The sequence below is a fragment of the Staphylococcus canis genome (assembly GCF_016238445.1).
In the GTDB taxonomy this organism is placed as follows: Bacteria; Bacillota; Bacilli; order Staphylococcales; family Staphylococcaceae; genus Staphylococcus; species Staphylococcus canis.
Map to the genome: position 1 here is coordinate 53,394 of NZ_JABANU010000008.1, position 21,039 is coordinate 74,432.

Sequence of the window (21,039 nt, forward strand, 5' to 3'; positions counted from 1 at the left end):
TTAAATGGTGCAATTAGAGAATAAAAAATGGTGGAAAGAGGCCGTTGCTTATCAAGTGTATCCACGGAGCTTTATGGATTCTAATGGTGATGGTATTGGGGACTTAAGAGGTTTAATTGATAAGTTAGATTACCTACGCGATTTAGGAATTGATGTAATATGGTTAAGCCCAATGTATCCATCACCTAACGATGACAACGGATATGATATTAGTGATTACCAAGGTATTAGCGAAGAATTTGGGACAATGTCTGACTTTGATGAGCTACTTGAAACTGTACATGCTAAAGGTATGAAATTAATTTTAGATCTTGTAGTCAATCATACATCTGACGAACACCCATGGTTTATTGAATCTAGACAAAGTAAAGACAATCCTAAACGGGACTGGTATATATGGCGGGCACCACGTGATGATGGTTCAGAACCTACGAATTGGGAGAGTATTTTCAACGGATCGACATGGAAATATGATGCACAAACTGGCGAGTACTATTTCCACTTATTTAGTGAAAAGCAACCTGATTTGAATTGGGAAAATCCAGATGTGCGACGAGAAGTGTATGACATGATGAATTGGTGGTTCGATAAAGGCATTGATGGTTTTCGTGTCGATGCTATTACGCATATCAAAAAATCTTTTGACAAAGGAGATTTGCCGGTTGAAGCAGGTCAGCAGTATGCACCTGCATTTGAAGCCGCAATGAATCAACCAGGTGTCCTTGACTGGCTCAATGAGATGAAACGTGAATCTTTAAGTCGCTATGATATTATGACTGTCGGTGAAGCAAACGGTGTCACAACAGCGGATGCAGAAGATTGGGTAGGTCATGACAAAGGTGTCTTCAACATGGTCTTCCAGTTTGAACATTTAGGATTGTGGGATAGTGTATCTGCACAATTAGATGTTCCTGCGTATAAAAACATCTTAAGTCACTGGCAAAAAGGACTGGAAAATAAAGGATGGAACGCCCTATTTATAGAAAATCACGATCAACCGAGACGGGTATCAACGTGGGGGAATGATAAACAATATTGGTATGCTTCTGCCACAAGTCATGCGATCGTGTACTTCCTTCAACAAGGAACACCTTTTATTTATCAAGGTCAAGAAATAGGCATGACGAACTATCCATTTACGGATATTTCACAGTTCAATGATGTATCCATTAAAACTGAGGCTAAGCTTATTAAAGCGCAAGGTGGAGATACGAATGCAATTCTTGAAAAGCACCGATTAGGTAGCCGTGATAATGCGCGAACACCAATGCAATGGGATCGTTCTCCTAATGCTGGATTTACAACTGGAACGCCTTGGTTTCCTGTGAATCCGAATTATAAAGAGATTAATGTTGAGCAACAAGAAAAAGATCCAGACTCGATTTTAAATTTCTATAAAGATTTAATTCGACTGAAAAAATCAGATGATGTGTACACGTATGGAAGCTTTGAGTTAGTAGATGCGGATAATGAAAAAGTTTTCGCATACATGCGTCAACTTGAAGATAAAAAAGCCTTGATCGTAGGCAATCTCACTGATTCGCCCGCACAATTAGATACAGAAATTGATATCAGTAAAGGCAAAGTGCAGTTACACAATCATAATGAAGCAATCGACTTCAATCATATTAAGCCTTATGAAGCTTTCGTGATTGAATTCTAATCACGAATCGAAAATAAACACCCCTTACATTGCTGTGAGGGGTGTTTTATGATTGAATAATGTCGATTAACCTTTAGTTGCACCAGCTGTAAGTCCTGAAACTAAGAATCTTTGAAGGAATAAGAAGACTAACGCAATGGGTAAGGCAATCATTATGGCACCGGCCGCAAACACAGTAAAGTTATTGGCATATTGATCATTAATAAAGTTAAATAATCCAACTGCTAACGTATATTTCTCAGGGCTTCTTAATAATATTTTTGGCAGGATAAAGTCCATGAAAGGCCCCATAAAGTTAAACAGTGCAACGACTGCTAATATCGGTTTAGCGAGTGGTAACATGATCTGAACGAAAATGCGCATATGACTCGCACCATCTATTTTGGCTGACTCATCAAGTTCTTTTGGAATTGTGTCAAAGTATCCCTTAACTAAAAACGCATTCATTGGGATAGAACCGCCGATGTAAACGATGATTAATCCTAATAATGAATCTAACAGTCCGATTGTATTTAATAAAATATAAATAGCGACCATTGCCATTAATACTGGAAACATTTGTAAAATCAAAAATGTAATTAATCCATATTTCCGTCCGACAAAGCGATATCTTGAAAAGGCATATGCTGTCAATGTAACGAAGATGACACTGAATAATGCGTTCGCTGATGCGACGATTAATGTGTTTTTGTACCATGTTAAGTATTGACTGCTTTCATCTGTTAACAAGTATGCATAGTTCGCAAATGTCGCATTATTCGGTATCATTTTTGCCCCATATAAACTGGTTCCTGGGTTGAGAGAGATACCGAATGTCCAGAGAAGCGGATACAATATAATGACAAACATGAAGGCAATAAAACCATAGATACCGATTGCTTTTAACATTGATTTTTTCTTATTCATGTCTAAATGCCTCCTTCATCTTTAAAAGTACTAGTACGTCTGAATTGGAAGAATGCAATAATCGCAACAATAAATCCTATAATTAACGATACGACTGCCCCCATGTTAAAGTTGTTAAATTCAAACGTTAAACTGTATACCCATGAAATTAAAATATCTGTACTTCCCGCATTTTGCCCTGGTACAGGCGGGCCCCCTTTATTGAATAAGTAAATTAAGTTAAAGTTATTAAAATTACCTGCATATTGCATAATCAGTAAAGGTGCAGTAGCAAATAAAACGTGTGGTAACGTAATGTGTCTAAATTTTTGCCAACTTGAAGCACCGTCTATATCAGCCGCTTCATACCAGTCTGGCGATATACTTTGCAAAACACCTGTAAAAAGCGCGAATACAAATGGAAAGCCTAACCATGTTTGTATCAAAATCAAAGCAACTTTAGCCCAAAATGGATCATTCAACCAAGCAGGTGCAAACCCTAATAAGGGGGTTAAGATATCATTATTAATCGCACCAAACTCGTCGTTAAATAAGGCCGCAAATATTAAGATTGTGACAAATGAAGGAACGGCCCAAGGTAAAATCAATACAGTACGTATCAGTTTTTTGAACTTGACGACTGGATGATTAACGATAATTGCAAGAAATAAACCTAAAGCGATTTGTAATGTTGTCGCAACTAGCGTCCAAACAAGAGTCCATGTAATAACGCTAAAGAAAGTATTACGCCAAATATCGATGGTAAATAAAGTTTTAAAATTATCTAAACCGACCCATTCTAGTGTATGTCTAGGAGGAGCATGGTATAAGTTATAGTTTGTAAATGCCACAGCTCCCATAAATAATAATGGAAAAACAACGACAAATATTAATAAAAACATACCAGGTGAAATTAATAAGTATGGGAAAGTTTTATCCCATGAAGCGATGCGACGTGCTCTCGGGTCTTTAATTTCTTCACCACGGTTGAATCGTTGTGCGTTGCGATACGCATCAATAATGTTAAGAACATAGAGAAAAATAGCAAATAGTATTAATAACACTGAAATGATACCTTGAGCTAATAAGATTCGAGAATCATCAAGCTTAGGAATTGTACCTAATGTAAATAATCCCCAAAATCCTATATTTAAGAATTGATAAAACACTGAGATAAAACTGATGAAAAATATTAAAAAGATACTTCCTTTTATGAAGCGTTTATTATAAAACTGGCCAAGACCTGGAATGATAGAGAGCATGGCCGCTAATTTGGGATTGCGTTGTTTCATATTAAGACTCCTTTCTATTGATTTTCTTCAGGTTGAATGATTTCAATATTTTGTTGAATATCTTTATCTGCCGCTTTTAACGCAGTTTCAGGGTCTTGACCATCTGAAATAAACGTACTTGCGTTAGCCATAGGTTCCCAAACTTGTTGCATTTCAGGAATATTAGGCATAGGTTCAGCATGTTTAGCTTGTTCTTCAAATACTTTTAAGTTTGGATTTGAAGATTTAACATCTAAGCGTCCTGTAATTTCATTACGTGCATCAGTATATTTTTGTAACGTATCTTTGCTTGTAAGAAATAACATTAAATCTTTAGCCCAATACTTAGAGTGACTGTACTCTGAAAGGTACCATCCACGAACACCAAGGTAGGGTTTCATTGGAGCACCATTACTAATGGGTAACGTTGTCACACCAAGGTCGTCTCCAAGTGTTTCTTGAAATTCTGTTAAATTCCAAGGTCCTGTCACAAATTGCGCAACTTGTCCATCTCTAAATAAGCCAATCATAATATCGTGTGTTGCGGATTTTGGTATGTAACCTGCGTTATACCAATCTTGTAGTCTTTTACCATTTTTGATGACACTTTCATCTACAATGCCTGTATGCTTAACATCATATTCTCCGTTTACTTTTTTAAAAACGTAGTCATTGCTATCAAATAAGAACGGATAGTTAAAATAAGGATCGCGTCCCGCAAATAAAAAGCCAAATTGACGTTCTTTTGGTTTATTGATTTTTTGGGCGTTACTGATGACTTCTTCAATCGTTTTAGGCGGTGTTTTAACGTATTTTTTGTTATAAAGTAATGCTGTAGATTCTACGATTGAAGGTAACGCTAACTGTTTATTATCGTAATTGAGTGCTTTCAGAGCTTGTTTATTAAATCCTTTAAGTTGTTCATCTGTAAAGTCTAGCTCAGCTGCTAATCCTTGTAGATACGCACTACCCGTATTATCATGCGCTAAGAAAAATAAATCTGGCCCTTTTCCAGCAGGTGCATCCAGTGATAGGTTTTCAAGTTGATCATTTTGAGAGACGTTTAATAAACGGACTTTAATGCCAGTTTTTTTCGTGTAATCTTTAGTGATTTTGTCATAAAATGCCATTTGTTCGTCTCCATCTACCCACATTGTTAACTGTTTAGGCTTCGTTTTTGAGTTATCACTGTTCAATGCTTTATCAATATCTTCTTGCGTTCGATTAGGTCCACATGCTGCTAAAATGAGTAGGGCTGTCATCGCTAGAATGGCTAACTTATAAATATGATTCATGATGAGACCTCCTTTATCCTATACGATTTCCAGTTTTAGGATCGAAAAAGTGACATTTATTCATATCAAAAGCAAGTGTGATTTTTTCATTTGCTTGTATGTGTTCACGTGCATCGAGTTTTGCGATAAGCTCTTGATTTTCAAACAGTGTGTGTACCATAATTTCTGAGCCGAGTAATTCTGAAACAATCACTTCTGACTCAAACGTTGTGTCTGGAGCACTTTGAATAAATAACGGTTCTTCATGTATATCTTCTGGACGTATGCCAAGTTTGACCGCTTTTCCAATGTATCCCGCTTCTTTCAACTTAGTTACTTTAGGGTGATTGATATTAAAGTGTGTATCTCCAATTTGAATACCATTATCACGAATCAAGACATCAACCATATTCATCGCAGGTGATCCGATAAACTGAGCCACAAACATATTACTCGGCGTATCGTATATTTCGCGTGGTGTACCGACTTGCATGATATAACCTTCATTTAAAACAACAATACGTGTTGCCATGGTTAATGCTTCAGTTTGATCGTGTGTAACGTAAATTGTTGTTGTATTGAGTCGTTTATGAAGTTTTAATATTTCTGTACGCATTTGTACCCGTAATTTCGCATCTAGATTGGATAAGGGTTCATCCATTAAAAAGATTTTGGCATCACGTACAATAGCACGACCTAGTGCGACACGTTGACGTTGACCACCAGATAGTGCTTTAGGTTTCCTATGTAGAAAATCAGTCAGTCCAAGTATTTCGGCTGCATTTTGAACACGCTTTTCAATTTCCTTTTTGTTAATTTTTCGCAGTTTGAGACCAAATGCCATATTTTCAAATACAGTCATATGAGGGTATAACGCATAGTTTTGAAATACCATAGCGATATCACGGTTTTTTGGCTCCACATCATTCATACGCTGATTATCGATATAAAAATCACCTGCTGTAATAGACTCTAAACCAGCAATCATTCTAAGTGTTGTTGATTTACCACAACCAGAAGGACCTACAAAGACAATGAATTCTTTATCTGAAATGTCTAAGTTGAAATCTTTTACTACAGTATTTTGATTATCATAAACTTTTTTAATATGTGATAACTTTAATTCTGGCATCGGATATCCTCCTTTGTTTGTATCCATTTTGTAATCGTTTACATTTAGTTTATAGCGGGATTCAACTCCTGTCAATTTAAATTTGAAATCGATTACATTTTGGAATGATATTTCACAATAAAACGTTAATATTGGGTTGTACTAGTATCTATGTATGAAAATCACGTATGTTGAAACGTTAAAAGTTTCGGTTTATAATTATAAATCGTAATTATTACGTTTTACATAAAAGAGAGAGGATGTTTCACATGGAACAACATCATCGAATTGTAATTATTGGTGCAGGTGCTGCAGGAATTGGGATGGCAGTAACATTAAAGACGTTAGATGTGGAGGACGTGCTCGTGATTGACCGTGAAACGATTGGTGCGTCATTTAAAAAATGGCCGAAAACGACACGTACCATTACACCGTCATTTACATCAAATGGCTTTGGTATGCCGGATATGAATGCAATTTCGGTTGATACATCACCTGCCTTTACATTTAATACAGAACACTTATCAGGTGAGGAGTACGCAGATTATTTAGAGAGTGTAGCAAAGCATTATGCCTTAAATGTTCAGACTGATACGCAAGTTGAACATATTGCATGGGTGGATGAAATATATGAAATTCAAACATCACAAGGCACGATGACAGCAGATTATGTATTCATTGCAACAGGGGATTATGCTTTCCCGCACCGTCCTTTAGAACATGGGCGTCATTATAGTGAGATTGAAGATTTTACACAATTAGAGGGTGATGCATTCGCAGTTATTGGAGGAAATGAAAGTGCCTTTGATGCAGCGATTCATCTTGCACAAAAGGGCGCTAAAGTTTCAATTTATACCACTTCGACTGGGCTTAAAGCAGAAGATGCTGACCCAAGTGTACGATTATCGCCGTTTACACGACAACGTTTGGCGCAAGTGGTCAAAGACGGTGGACGCATCGAGATGAATGTCCATTATAAAGCCATTGCCACTCGTCGTTCAGAATCAGGATATGACATTTTATTTGAAGATGGTCAGGTCATTACAACACCAACAGAACCGATTTTAGCAACTGGTTTTGATGTGACTCAAAATCCGCTAGTACAACAATTATTCAAAGTTAAAAATGAAGCAGTACAGTTATCTGACCTTGATGAATCAACATTGTATCCTAACGTATTTATGATTGGTGCGACTGTGCGTCATGCTTCAGCGATATTGTGTTATATTTATAAATTTAGAGCACGCTTTGCGGTACTTGCTCGCGAAATTATGGAACGTGAAGGACTACCTGTAGATTCATCTGTGATTCAAACGTTTAAAGACAATCAAATGTATTTAGACGACTATAATTGTTGCGATGTGAATTGCTCATGTTAGAAGTGGTCTTTGATGTGAAAAGTGGAACGGTTTCGTCAATTCCTGATGAACCGCACCACTTCACTATTAAAAATGCTAAAAAGTTAACAAGTAGTCAGTATCAATTACTCAAACAATATATCATTAAGCATCGTTTAGATGTCTCATTTAATCACAGTGTCAGTTCGACGAAAGGTAAGAGTGAACGTTTATCACATTATTTAACACAGTTTGTGGCTGAAAGTATGCAACATGCACCGCGTAAGCGTGAAACCATGTTAGGATGGCTCATTATCCTAATGATGTTTGCGTTTCCGATTTACATTGCGTATCATTTTTCGGATTGGCTACAGTCAAATGTAGTCACACAAGTATTAAGTCATATAGCAAATGGTGTGATATTCCAAAATGAGTGGCTCCATCATATCTTTTTTGGAGATTATGGCGTATTGTCTTTAGGGACATACTCACTTGTTTGGGCGTTACCTGTCGTGATTTTGATTAGTTGTTCGACAGCATTTATTGAACATACACACATTAAAGATTACGTGATTTGGTCGATTGAGCCTTCCATGAAACGTATCGGACTTGAAGCGATTGACATTGTACCCGTTTTAGAAGGCTTTGGATGTAATGCTGCAGCGGTTTTACAAGCAGACCAACAGTGCAACGCTTGTACGAAAACAAACTGTATCAGTATGATTAGTTTTGGTTCAGCATGTAGTTATCAAATTGGAGCGACACTATCTATTATGAATACTGCACATATTTCATGGTTATTTATGCCTTATTTGGTCATGCTTTTTATAGGTGGCATTGTACATAATTACTTGTGGCAACGATTAAGTCGAAATCCAATACAGACGGGGCTTCAAGTTACACCATCAATCCATGTCGCACGACCGATTCAATGGCCTTCATGGCATATCTTTAGTGCACAAGTGATGGCGCAAATTAAAATGTTTTTATATCAAGCTATGCCGATCTTTATCGCAATCTGCTTTATCGTGAGTTTATTATCATTAACGCCATTACTCTATGGGTTATCACAAATTTTCACACCTATTTTAATGCTTTTACATATACCGACTGAGTTATCACCCGGTATTTTATTTTCAATGATACGTAAAGACGGCATGTTATTATTTAATGTGCAAAATGGACACTTACTTCAATCATTATCGGCATTACAAGTACTCGCACTATTATTTTTCAGCTCTACATTTACCGCTTGTTCTGTCACAATAACAATGATGATACGTCGTCTTGGTTTTGGAGAGGGCTTTAAAATTGTAGGAAAACAAATGGTGACATCGCTATGTTGTCTTATCGTTTTAGCAGCTATCGTTGGATTGTCACAACTTTTTATTTAATGTGACCGCATATAAAAAGAGCACTTGTCAAAAATGTGCTCTTTTTTAATATCACATTATCTGAAGTGGGGGCTAAAACTTTCTAAGTCATTTTCTTGATGTGCTATGGAAGATGATAATAGTGATTGAATCCTCGTTAGAACTTTTCAAGATATAGGTATTAAATGGACAAATGCGATTGGATGCATTTGTAAGAACCACTAACGTCTGGAGATTTAATATGGTTAATGACCTTTAGAAAAGTGACTCCATCCGAAGTGGTTCTTTAGAATCCTAAGCGCTTCCGCAATGACCTTGGTGATAGACGGTGTTTCAAAAGCAGGATTCTCGGTAGAACTCCACATCTTGATAAAATTAAAAACCAATTTTACAAGCTGTTACGTTCTACTCAAATCCTAATCGCTTTTTCAACAACCTTGGTGATAGACGGTGTTTCGGAAGTAGCGTTCTCGGCAGAACTTTCGCTTCGCTTCAAAACTAAAGAACAGTTTTGAGCGTTGCTGCCGTTCTGCTCAAACGCTAAACACTTCCTCAACAACCTTTTGCCATATACGGTGGGAATATATGAACGGCATTTTGGAAGCAGGATTCTCGACAGAATTTCACGAGTCGCTAAAAATTAAAAACCAATTTTTACGCCTCGTTCCATTCTGCTTGAATCCTAACCGCTTCCGCAATGACCTTGGTGATAGACGGTGTTTCGGAAGTAGCGTTCTCGGCAGAACTTTCGCTCCGCTTCAAAACTAAAGAACAGTTTTGAGCGTAGCTGTCGTTCTGCTCAAACGCTAAACACTTCCTCAACAACCTTGGTGATAGACGGCATTTCGAGAGCTGAATTCTCAACAGAACTTCGCAATTCTTCAAAATTGTAAACAATTTCTTGAATTGCTACGGTTCTGCTCGAATTCATAGCGCTCTCTCAATGACCTTTTTTAATATGCTTGTTGTATGATGTTTTTGAGTTCGCTGATGAGTGGTTCTTTTGGGTTGGCTGTTGTGCATTGGTCTTCGTATGCGAGTTCTGCCATGCGATCAATTGTATTGTTTAGTGTTGTTTCTGTGACGCCTTGTGCTTTTAGGCTCATTTCGATGCCGATTGATTGTCCGAGTGCATAGACGGCTGTTGCGAATGCTTCTACGAGTTCTTCTGTTGTGTTGCCTTTTAAGCCAAGGAAACGAGCGATGTCTGCGTAGTCTGTGTGTGCTCTAAAGTATTCGTATTTTGGAAATAGTGCGTGTTTTTGTGGTTCTTTGGCATTGTAACGGATGACGTGTGGTAAAAGGATTGCGTTTGTTCGTCCGTGTGGGATGCCGTATTCTCCACCGATTTTATGTGCGATTGAGTGTGAAATGCCTAGGAATGCGTTCGCAAAGGCCATGCCGGCTAATGTTGAAGCGTTATGCATTTTTTCGCGTGATAGTGCGTCACCTTGTTCGACTGATTGTTTTAAATAGTCAAATGTCAGTTTTATGGCTTGTAGGCTGAGACCACGTGTGTAATCAGAGGCCATGACAGATACATAAGATTCTACTGCATGTGTTAAGACGTCCATACCTGTGTCTGCTGTGACGCTTTTTGGGACACTCATTACGAATTGAGGGTCAACGATTGCGACATCTGGTGTTAATGCATAATCCGCCAATGGATATTTAACGTGTGTGTCGCTGTCTGTAATAACCGCAAATGGTGTGACTTCTGAGCCTGTTCCTGATGTTGTTGGGATACAAACGAATGTTGTATTTTCTGGCTTTCCGATTTTATATGTGCGTTTACGGATGTCTAAGAATTTTTGTTTAGCTCCAAAGAATGATGTTTCAGGGTGTTCGAAAAACATCCACATGGCTTTTGCAGCGTCCATGGCAGAGCCGCCACCGAGTGCGATAATTGTATCTGGTTTGAAGTCTACGATCATTTCTAAGCCTTTGTAGACTGTGTTTGTGGATGGGTTTGGTTCTACGTCGCTAAATATTTTGATTTGTGGTTGTGTGTTGCGTCGTCTAAGAACTTGTTCTACGCGTTCAGCATAACCAAATTCCACCATGCCTGGGTCACAAATTAACATGACACGCTCCACTTTATCCATTTCTGTTAAGTATAGTAATGAATTTTTTTCAAAGTATATTTTCGGTGGAAGTTTGAACCACTGCATGTTGTTACGGCGATTTGCGATAGTTTTAATGTTAATTAAATCGAGTGCTGAAACGTTATGAGAGACTGAGTTTTTACCGTAAGAGCCACAACCTAATGTTAATGATGGAATAAGTTCATTATACAAATCTCCGATACCTCCAGCTGCTGATGGCGTATTAATTAGAATACGACATGCTTTCATACGTAATCCAAATTGTTGTTGTAAGTCTGTGTCTTCTGAGTGAATTACAGCGGTATGACCTAAACCACCTAAGTCCAACATGCCTTCACACAGTGTTAATGCTTCTTCTGTTGATGTTGCTTTAACCATTGCTAATACAGGTGATAATTTTTCACGTGAAAGTGGATAAGCTTTGCCTACACCCTCTAATTCTGCGATGAGTAATTTTGTGTCTTCGGGTACTTTGATACCTGCCATTTTGGCAATTTCAACTGCTGAACGTCCAACGATATCTGGACTTACCGCATACTTTCCTTCATTCATGACTACATTTTCAAGTTGTTCGAGTTCTTGTGATGTGACTATATAACAGTGATGCGCTTTAAATTCAGATTTCACTGCATCATAAATATCTTCGTCTACGATAATTGCTTGTTCTGAAGCACAGATCATACCGTTATCAAATGTTTTAGATACGATAACATCATTAACTGCGCGTTTGATATGCGCTGTTTTTTCGATATAAGAAGGAACGTTTCCTGGTCCTACACCGAGCGCAGGTTTTCCTGTAGAGTAAGCAGACTTAACCATGCCTGAACCACCAGTTGCGAGTACTAACGCGACATCTTTATGATTCATGAGTTGTTTTGTCGCTTCGACTGATGGATGTTCAATCCATTGAATCGCATGTTCAGGTGCGCCCGCTTCAATGGCTGCTTGTAAAATAACTTCTGCAGCGGCTTTTGAAGATTGCTGTGCGCTTGGATGGAAAGCAAAAATGATTGGATTTCCGGTTTTGATTGCGATTAATGCTTTGAAAATGGTTGTTGAAGTTGGGTTTGTTGTAGGTGTAACACCACAAATAACGCCAACCGGTTCAGCAACGTATGTTAATCCTTTTTGATCATCTTCACCAATTATGCCTACTGTTTTATTATCTTTAATCGCATTCCAAATGTATTCAGAAGCATACAAGTTTTTGATTGCTTTATCTTCATAAATACCGCGACCTGTTTCTTCATAGGCATGTTTTGCGAGTGGCATATGGTGATTTACCGCTGCAATACTCATTTGATGAACGATATGGTCTATTTCTGCTTGTGATTTCGTAGAGAGGGCTTTCAGTGCGTTTTGTCCGTTATGAGCGAGTGTGTCAATCATGTCTTGAATGTCAATAGTGTGTTCACTGTGTTTTAATTTTGATGTCATGCTGTATTCCTCCAACTACTTGTGAATTTTTTCACAATCAGTATAATACAAACTGTATTTCAGGTAAAGTACTTTTATCAATCTTTTTTGAAAATGCGTCGAACTCGTGAACATTAGGTCATAATGGTTGATATGACGTGCATCATATCATCTATAAAAGTGAGAGGTAGTTTAAAAAAGAAGTAAATGTGGGATAGTGTGTACTTTTGGTGTATGATTGTAATTGAATTAAGAGGTGTGAGCAATGGATGTCGAGAAGACACTTAAAATTGCTAAGTTATGAATTAATGGAGGTTGCTTTTGTGGCTCAATCACAACCTAAATTTTTAAACATTTATAATACGTTGTACAAAGAAATTCAGCATGGCAAATATCCAGGTGGCGCAGCGCTTCCGACTGAGAAGGTGTTATGTGCACGTTTTGATGTGAGTCGTATGACATTACGGCAAGCGATTAAACTGCTCGTAGAAGATGGTGTGGTCGAGAGTATTCGAGGTAAAGGGCATTTTGTCACTATGCAAAAACGAGACGGACATACAACAAGTGTGTCGAAATTTGAACACCCACTACATCAGGTAGCACGTGTACCGATGTCTTTACAGGAAGTGCATTATCGCGTGGATTTAGAAAGTGAATATACTAATGATTTGTTTCCACATCATCCTTCCGCTGTTATCGCGATGGAGCGCTATTATGCGCATACCACATCAACACAAGCAGATGCGTTATGTTTTACTTTTATTCCGCTAGATGTGATAGATACGTTTCACATCAATACACAAAAAGCTTCTGATATGGCAGATTTTGTGGAGGAAATAATTTATCAACATGCAACACAGTCTGATTTGAAGTGTACGATAACCCAAAACCCTCAATTTAAACATGAACAGTATACGTTTGATGGGGGTCAAAATTGTTGGTTAATGACTGAATCTCTATATGGTCATAGAGAAAGTCCAATTATGATTAATAAATGGTACTTACCTCAAGAACATGGAGAAATAAGAGTGACACGAATGCGTGAAGAAATGATGAATTAGACAACTCAGTTTAAACTAGACAACTCAACTAAGATCTATACATGTTTACCTTTGTATAGGTCTATTTTTGTTGAAAAATGGTATGAGAGCATGCCATAAATGTGTCAAAATTCTCAAGTTGAAACCGCTATCTTTTTCAGTTATCATATAAGTGGTTATACAATTAGACAATAAACTATACAACTTTAAAACCGAAAATTAACATTTGAAGAAACTGTACGTGCATGGATAGAAACGTATGTTCATTGATAAAAGAAGTAGAAGAGGTGAGGATAAATGTCCTACGCAAAAGTGAAAAAAGCTGTTCCAATATTACTATTTTTATTCGTTTTTAGTTTAGTGATTGATAACTCATTCAAATTGATATCGGTCGCAATTGCGGATGATTTGAATATATCCGTTACAACAGTGAGTTGGCAAGCCACGTTGGCAGGTCTTGTGATAGGGATTGGTGCTGTGGTGTATGCATCCCTTTCAGATGCGATTAGTATTAGAACATTGTTTATTTATGGTGTCATACTGATTATTATTGGCTCAATCATTGGTTATATCTTCCAACACCAATTTGCGCTTGTACTGGCGGGTCGTATTATTCAAACTGCAGGGCTCGCTGCGGCTGAGACATTATATGTGATTTATGTCGCGAAATATTTATCGAAAGAAGATCAAAAGACGTATCTTGGTTTGAGTACGAGTAGTTATTCTTTATCTCTTGTTATTGGGACGTTATCGGGTGGATTTATTTCAACTTATTTACACTGGACAAATATGTTTTTAATCGCTTTAATTGTCGTATTTACGTTACCATTTTTATTCAAATTATTACCGAAAGAAGATTCAGCAAATCAAGCACATCTTGATTTTATTGGACTAGTTTTAGTAGGGACTATTGCTACTACAGTGATGTTATTTATTACAGATTTTAACTGGCTATATTTAATTGGCGCGCTTATTGCGATTGTAATATTTGCATTTTATATTAAACATGCGAAACGACCGCTTGTTGATAAATCATTCTTTCAAAATAAACGCTACGCTTCATTTTTATTTATCGTGTTTGTGATGTACGCCATTCAATTAGGTTATATTTTTACATTTCCATTCATTATGGAGCAAATTTATCACTTTAAATTGGACGTGACTTCTTTATTATTGATTCCGGGATATATTGTTGCGGTCATTGTTGGAGCATTGAGTGGTAAAATTGGGAAGTATTTAAATTCAAAACAAGCGATTATACTTGCAATCAGTTTAATTGCGTTAAGTCTCTTTTTACCAGCGTTTGCAGTTGGACAAAACGTCACAATTTTTGTTATATCTATGATCTTTTTTGCAGGTAGTTTTGCGTTAATGTATGCACCGCTTTTAAATGAGGCGATTCGTACGATTGAAGTGCATCGTACAGGTGTAGCGATTGGTTTTTATAATTTAATTATTAACGTGGCAGTATCGGTAGGTATTGCGACAGCTGCTGCATTAATTGATTATCAAGCACTGAATTTCCCGGGTAATACTGCCCTCACCTCTCATTTTGGTATGATTTTAATCTTACTTGGCATGATGAGTGTGATTGGACTTGTGTTATTCGTTATTTTAAATCGATGGACAAATAGTAAAGTGTAAGGGAGTTTATATTATGAAATATGAAAAATATATTGATCATACGTTATTAAAATCAGAAGCAACTCGTGAACAAATTGACCGTATTATTGACGAAGCGAAAACGTATCATTTTAAATCTGTTTGTGTGAATCCAACACATGTCGCATACGCTTCTGAACAGTTGAAAGACTCAGATGTTTTAGTATGTACCGTGATTGGTTTCCCACTTGGCGCATCAACGACAGAAACAAAAGCTTTTGAAACACGCGATGCGATTGTGAAAGGCGCGGATGAAATTGATATGGTGATTAATATTGGCGCTTTGAAAGATGGGCGTGATGAAGTGGTACAACGTGATATTGAAGCTGTAGTAGAAGCTGCACAAGGTAAAACCGTCAAAGTGATTATCGAAACAGTATTATTAACAGATGACGAAAAAGTGAGAGCGTCACAACTTTCGAAAGCCGCAGGTGCACACTTCGTAAAAACGTCAACAGGTTTCGCAGGTGGCGGTGCCACAGTTGAAGATGTGAAGTTAATGAAAGACACTGTCGGTGATGCTTTAGAAGTAAAAGCTTCAGGCGGTGTACGCAATTTAGAAGATTTTCAAGCGATGCTTGATGCCGGCGCAACACGTGTAGGTGCGAGTGCAGGTGTACAAATCATGCAAGGCTTAGAAGCAGATACAGATTATTAATAATCAAGGAGTGATTGACATGACAAGACCATTTGAACGTATCCACTTAATTGTAATGGACTCTGTAGGTATTGGCGAAGCCCCTGATGCGAAAGACTTTAATGATGAAGGTTCACATACGTTAAAACATACGCTAGAAGGATTTGACCAAACGTTACCATCATTAGAACGTTTAGGCCTGGGTAATATTGAAGACTTACCGGTTGTGAATCGTGTCGACGACCCAACAGCGTATTATACGAAGTTAAGCGAAGCGTCAGTGGGTAAAGATACGATGACAGGACACTGGGAAATCATGGGACTGAATATTAATAAACCGTTTAAAGTGTATCCGAACGGCTTTCCAGATGAGTTGATTCAAGAAATCGAATCTGTCACTGGACGAAAAGTGGTCGCAAATCGCCCAGCTTCAGGGACTCAAATCATTGAAGAGTGGGGCGAACACCAAATGAAAACAGGTGACTTAATCATCTATACGTCTGCCGACCCTGTTCTTCAAATTGCGGCACATGAAGACATTATTCCACTTGAAGAGCTCTACGACATTTGTGAAAAAGTGCGTGAGATGACGAAAGATCCGAAATACTTAATTGGTCGTATTATCGCACGTCCTTATGTGGGTGAACCCGGTAACTTCACACGTACAAGTAATCGTCATGACTACGCATTAAAACCGTTCGGTCAAACGGTCATGAATACGCTAAAAGACGAGGATTATGATGTGATTGCGATTGGTAAAATTAACGACATTTTTGATGGTGAAGGTGTTACAGAAGCCATTCGTACGAAAAATAATATGGATGGTATGGACCAATTGATGAAAGTTGTAGACAAAGACTTTACGGGTATGAGTTTCTTAAACTTAGTAGACTTTGATGCGCTGTACGGTCATCGTCGTGATAAACCCGGTTACGCGCAAGCGATTAAAGATTTTGATGAACGTTTACCAGAATTATTGGATGCGTTACGTGAGGATGATTTACTCATTATTACAGCGGACCATGGTAACGATCCGACAGCGGACGGTACGGATCATACACGTGAATATATTCCAGTCTTACTTTACAGTCCGAAGTTTAATGGTGGTCGTGAACTGAAAGGGGATACGACATTCAGTTCAATCGGTGCAACGATTGCCGATAACTTCGGCGTTCAATTACCGGAATTTGGACATAGTTATTTAAATGAATTGAAATAAGAGGACTGTCATAATGAGGTTAGCGTTATAAACATGCTGACCTCATTTTTATGACTGAAACTATGATAATGCGCTTTTGTCCGAGTCCTACAACGTGTAGAATGATTAGGAAGAATAGTATTTTATTGGGGATGAAATCAATAAAGGAGTGAATGTGGATGAAAATTGTAGCGGTGACTTCTTGTCCAAACGGTATTGCGCATACGTATATGGCTCAAGAAAAGTTGGAGCAAGCAGCACAAGAGATGGATGTTTCAATTAAAGTTGAAACGCAAGGGGGTGTCGGTGCTGAAAATATATTAACTAAAGAAGAGATTCAAGAAGCAGATGGTGTGATTATCGCGGCAGACCGTCAAGTTGACTTGTCTCGTTTTAATGGGAAACGTGTAGTCAACGTGAATGTCCGCGAAGGGATACATCATCCTGATACGTTGATTCAGCGTGTAATTGATCAAGATGCTGCTGTGTATCATGACAAAGAGGCGGATGAAACACCTCGTCAGACTGAAAAGCGTAAAAGTGGCATGCAGATGGTGTATCAACATTTAATGAATGGTGTCTCGTTCATGGTGCCATTTATCGTAGTTGGTGGATTATTAATCGCAATTGCGTTAACCCTTGGTGGTGAAACCACAGCACAAGGGCTTAAAATCCCTGAAGATTCATTTTGGAAATCAATTGAAAATATTGGAGCCTTAGCCTTTAGCTTTATGGTTCCGATTTTAGCAGGATATATCGCTTATAGTATTGCAGACAAACCGGGACTTGTTCCAGGGATGATTGGCGGTGCGATTGCAGCGGACGGTAGTTTCTACGGTAGTGAAGCAGGTGCTGGATTTTTAGGTGGTATTGTTGCAGGGTTTATCGCAGGTTATGTGGCGAAATGGATTAAACAAATCAAAGTACCGAAAGCAATGGCACCGATTATGCCGATTATCATTATTCCGATTTTAGCGTCTTTAGTCGTAGGATTGATTTTCATATTCTTGATAGGTGCGCCGATCTCAAGTCTCTTTGTCGCATTAACGGCATGGCTAAAAGGGATGCAAGGAGCGAATATCGCTATATTAGCGCTAATTGTTGGTGCGATGATTGCGTTTGATATGGGTGGTCCGGTCAATAAGGTGGCATTCTTATTTGGTGCAGCGTTAATCGCTGAAGGTAATTATGCAGTAATGGGTATGGTTGCTGTTGCAGTCTGTACGCCACCGATTGGGTTAGGACTTGCAACGATGCTACAAAAACGTAAATTCAATACATCTGAACGTGAAATGGGGAAAGCGTCATTTACGATGGGACTTTTTGGTATTACAGAAGGTGCAATTCCTTTCGCAGCACAAGATCCGTTGCGTATCATTCCAGCTAATATGATTGGCGCAATGGTTGCGGCAGTAATTGCGGCGCTTGCTGGCGTTGGGGACCGTGTTGCTCATGGTGGGCCTATCGTTGCAGTACTAGGTGGGATCGACCAAGTATTATGGTTTTTCATCGCTGTGATTATCGGAAGTTGTGTCACAGCAGCTACAGTTTTACTTTTCAAAAAGTCTGTGCCTCAAACGGTTTTACAAGGTGCAACTGCTGAAACTATAACAACACATGATACTGAAGCTGTACATCATGAAAATAAAAGTTCAACTACGACGGAAGATGACGATGATGCCGTTTTTCATCGCGATCTAATAGAACGAGTGAATACATCAATGACGCGAGATGATGCAATTGACCAATTACTGCACAACATGGCACAACAACACTATATTCGTGACTTTGATACAGTGAAAAATGCTATTTTAGAACGTGAACGTGCATCCACAACTGCTATCGGAATGAATGTCGCGATTCCACATGCAAAATCTGATGCTGTTGTTAAACCTGTCGTTGCGGTATTACAAAATCAAAATGGCGTGGAATGGGAAAGTTTAGATGGGACAGCACCGAAAATGATCTTTTTAATAGCCGTTCCAACGAATAGTAATGACACGCACTTAAAATTATTACAACGCCTCTCACGTCAGCTGATGAATGACGACACACGTGAAGCACTCATTACAGCGCAATCAAACGATGAAATTTATCAAATTTTAAAAGAAATTTAAAGGATGATGACAAGTGGTACTCTTTTTAAAACCAGTCTTTCAAGAACGTATCTGGGGAGGTACAGCGTTACGCCAGTACGATTACACAATTCCAAACGATAAAACGGGAGAATGTTGGGCGATTTCAGCACATCCTAATGGCCCAAATGTCATTGAAAATGGTCCGTATCAAGGTCAAACTTTAGATGCAGTATGGCAACACCATCGCGAATTATTCAACAATGATTCACGGGATGCCTTTCCACTTTTAACTAAAATATTAGATGCGAATGACAAGCTTTCTGTACAAGTACATCCAGATGATACGTATGCTTTTCAACATGAAGGAGAGTACGGGAAAACAGAGTGTTGGTACATTTTAGATGCTAAAGAGGGCGCTGAAATCATTTATGGCGTCAATGCTGATAATCAGGACGATTTAAATACTATGATTGACAGACAACAGTTTGGTGACTTATTTCAAAAGGTGAAAGTTAAACCAGGAGACTTTTTCTATGTGCCAGCTGGTACAGTTCATGCGATAGGTGAGGGGATACTCATTCTCGAAACCCAACAATCTTCTGACACAACGTATCGTATTTATGATTACGACCGTAAAGACCAACACGGCAATCAACGTGAATTACATTTGGACCAAAGTAAAGATGTAATCGACATCGACACTGAAAATCCAAACGTAACTCCAATTAAGGCAGTGCGACAAGGCCAACACTATACACAATTTGTCTCGAATGACTTCTTTACTGTTGAAAAATGGGACATTGACGGTCAATTAAACTATGACAAACCGCATCCATATTGTTTAGTCTCTGTAATAGAAGGCGAAGGCAATATTGAAATTGATGGCACAACTTATCCAATACAAAAAGGACGTCACTTTATCTTGACTACAGAAGACAACGACATTCAATTCCAAGGTACACTGACATGCATTGTTAGCCATCCGTGAGGTCGAAAATGAAATAGATGAAGTGTTAAACTGCATAACGATAAGGACTGGACATTACGACGTACCAGTCCTTTTTATTTGTTAAGTAGTTTTTAATAAAGTACAAGTGTTAAATGAACAAATGCGCTTAGTCGCATTTGTAAGAACCACTAACATCTGGGTACGTAATATTTAACTAGTCATTAGTAAGGTCATCCCATATGAAGTGGTTCTTTAAAACGCTTCCTCAATGACCTTGGAGGTTTTTTATGGTTTGGGTCATGTCGTTGTGGATGACGAGGTTGGCTTTGTGGTCGTAGGGTGTGGGTGTTTTGTTGATGATGACTAGGTTTTTGCCTGTGAAGTTTGCGATGAGTCCTGCTGCGGGTTGTACGACGAGTGATGAGCCTAGGACGATGAGTGTGTCTGCGGTGTTGATTTTAAAGAGTGCGTTCATGATGGTGCCTTGGTCTAGTGCTTCGCCGTATAGGACGATGTCTGGACGTATTGGACTGTCGCATTTGTCACAGCGGTACATGTTTCGTTCGATGACTTCTGCTTTTGTGAAGGTTTGGTCGCAATCTAAGCAGTAGAAGCGGTTGAGTGTGCCGTGTAGTTCGTCGACGTTTTCGCTTCCTGCATCTGAATGTAAGCCATCAATGTTTTGTGTGACCACACCGAGGGATTTACCTTCTTGTTCTAATTGTGCGATCCATTGATGGACGTTATTGGGTTTTTTATCTGCAAATAATAAGTATTTGTGACAAAAGTCCATAAAACCTTTGGGATCCTGATATAAATAGGTATCGCTCAAAATATACTCTGGGGAATGGCCACTTTTTGATATTTCATCATTTAAGCCACCGACTGAACGAAAGTCTGGAATGCCACTTGCAACGGAAATACCTGCACCTGTAAAAAATGTAATACGCTCTGAGTTGTCTATGATGTCTTTAAGTTGTTGAATTTGATCGTTCACATGTATCACTCCAATTATAAAAATGAGAGGTGGTAGGGATGTT

Annotated in this window: 15 protein-coding genes; 9 read left to right on the top strand and 6 right to left on the bottom strand. The window is 38.4% G+C overall.

Annotation, left to right across the window (positions count from 1 at the left end; all coding sequences use genetic code 11):
• Positions 1 to 4: 4 nt before the first annotated feature.
• Positions 5 to 1,663 (top strand): glycoside hydrolase family 13 protein, encoded by a 1,659-nt coding sequence (locus tag HHH54_RS04435; RefSeq protein ID WP_198617635.1) that lies wholly within the window; start codon positions 5 to 7, stop codon positions 1,661 to 1,663.
• A 66-nt stretch (positions 1,664 to 1,729) separates the two neighbouring features.
• Here the strand turns inward: HHH54_RS04435 and HHH54_RS04440 are convergent, their stop codons facing one another.
• From HHH54_RS04440 to HHH54_RS04455, 4 genes are read right to left on the bottom strand one after another with little or no spacing between them, the layout of a single operon-like run.
• A complete protein-coding gene (locus HHH54_RS04440) occupies positions 1,730 to 2,569 on the bottom strand; it encodes a sugar ABC transporter permease (protein WP_198617636.1) in 840 nt (279 codons plus the stop codon).
• A 2-nt stretch (positions 2,570 to 2,571) separates the two neighbouring features.
• The gene (locus HHH54_RS04445) at positions 2,572 to 3,840 is read right to left on the bottom strand and encodes a sugar ABC transporter permease (RefSeq protein ID WP_198617637.1); all 1,269 of its coding nucleotides are present in this window, start codon (positions 3,838 to 3,840) and stop codon (positions 2,572 to 2,574) included.
• Between the two features lie 14 nt (positions 3,841 to 3,854).
• Entirely contained in the window at positions 3,855 to 5,114 is a 1,260-nt protein-coding gene (locus tag HHH54_RS04450) for an extracellular solute-binding protein (RefSeq protein ID WP_198617638.1), read from the bottom strand.
• A gap of 13 nt (positions 5,115 to 5,127) precedes the next feature.
• Positions 5,128 to 6,225 (bottom strand): ABC transporter ATP-binding protein, encoded by a 1,098-nt coding sequence (locus tag HHH54_RS04455; RefSeq protein ID WP_198617639.1) that lies wholly within the window; start codon positions 6,223 to 6,225, stop codon positions 5,128 to 5,130.
• A gap of 248 nt (positions 6,226 to 6,473) precedes the next feature.
• Here HHH54_RS04455 and HHH54_RS04460 point away from each other — a divergent pair, with 248 nt between their 5' ends.
• Both HHH54_RS04460 and HHH54_RS04465 read left to right on the top strand, forming a co-directional pair.
• The gene (locus tag HHH54_RS04460) at positions 6,474 to 7,583 is read left to right on the top strand and encodes an NAD(P)/FAD-dependent oxidoreductase (protein WP_198617640.1); all 1,110 of its coding nucleotides are present in this window, start codon (positions 6,474 to 6,476) and stop codon (positions 7,581 to 7,583) included.
• Positions 7,577 to 8,935 (top strand): nucleoside recognition domain-containing protein, encoded by a 1,359-nt coding sequence (locus HHH54_RS04465; RefSeq protein ID WP_198617641.1) that lies wholly within the window; start codon positions 7,577 to 7,579, stop codon positions 8,933 to 8,935. Before HHH54_RS04460 ends, HHH54_RS04465 begins: the two co-directional genes overlap by 7 nt.
• A gap of 932 nt (positions 8,936 to 9,867) precedes the next feature.
• On the opposite strand, the gene adhE is transcribed toward HHH54_RS04465, so the two are convergent.
• Positions 9,868 to 12,456, bottom strand: coding sequence for a bifunctional acetaldehyde-CoA/alcohol dehydrogenase (adhE, locus tag HHH54_RS04470; protein WP_198617642.1), 2,589 nt, complete (start codon positions 12,454 to 12,456; stop codon positions 9,868 to 9,870).
• 302 nt (positions 12,457 to 12,758) lie between these two features.
• Here adhE and HHH54_RS04475 point away from each other — a divergent pair, with 302 nt between their 5' ends.
• From HHH54_RS04475 to manA, 6 genes are all read left to right on the top strand, one after another.
• Positions 12,759 to 13,496 carry a GntR family transcriptional regulator gene (locus HHH54_RS04475; RefSeq protein ID WP_349771832.1) on the top strand — a complete coding sequence of 246 codons (738 nt, stop codon included), beginning with the start codon at positions 12,759 to 12,761 and terminating at the stop codon, positions 13,494 to 13,496.
• 276 nt (positions 13,497 to 13,772) lie between these two features.
• Entirely contained in the window at positions 13,773 to 15,119 is a 1,347-nt protein-coding gene (locus tag HHH54_RS04480) for an MFS transporter (protein WP_198617643.1), read from the top strand.
• 13 nt (positions 15,120 to 15,132) lie between these two features.
• The gene (deoC, locus tag HHH54_RS04485) at positions 15,133 to 15,795 is read left to right on the top strand and encodes a deoxyribose-phosphate aldolase (protein ID WP_198617644.1); all 663 of its coding nucleotides are present in this window, start codon (positions 15,133 to 15,135) and stop codon (positions 15,793 to 15,795) included.
• Between the two features lie 19 nt (positions 15,796 to 15,814).
• Complete coding sequence (gene deoB, locus HHH54_RS04490) at positions 15,815 to 16,993, top strand: phosphopentomutase (RefSeq protein ID WP_198617645.1); 1,179 nt, start codon at positions 15,815 to 15,817, stop codon at positions 16,991 to 16,993.
• 158 nt (positions 16,994 to 17,151) lie between these two features.
• Positions 17,152 to 19,089 carry a fructose-specific PTS transporter subunit EIIC gene (locus tag HHH54_RS04495; protein ID WP_198617646.1) on the top strand — a complete coding sequence of 646 codons (1,938 nt, stop codon included), beginning with the start codon at positions 17,152 to 17,154 and terminating at the stop codon, positions 19,087 to 19,089.
• 13 nt (positions 19,090 to 19,102) lie between these two features.
• The gene (gene manA / locus HHH54_RS04500; protein WP_198617647.1) at positions 19,103 to 20,038 is read left to right on the top strand and encodes a mannose-6-phosphate isomerase, class I; all 936 of its coding nucleotides are present in this window, start codon (positions 19,103 to 19,105) and stop codon (positions 20,036 to 20,038) included.
• A 226-nt stretch (positions 20,039 to 20,264) separates the two neighbouring features.
• Here the strand turns inward: manA and HHH54_RS04505 are convergent, their stop codons facing one another.
• Positions 20,265 to 20,996 (bottom strand): NAD-dependent protein deacylase, encoded by a 732-nt coding sequence (locus tag HHH54_RS04505; RefSeq protein ID WP_198617648.1) that lies wholly within the window; start codon positions 20,994 to 20,996, stop codon positions 20,265 to 20,267.
• Positions 20,997 to 21,039: the final 43 nt, after the last annotated feature.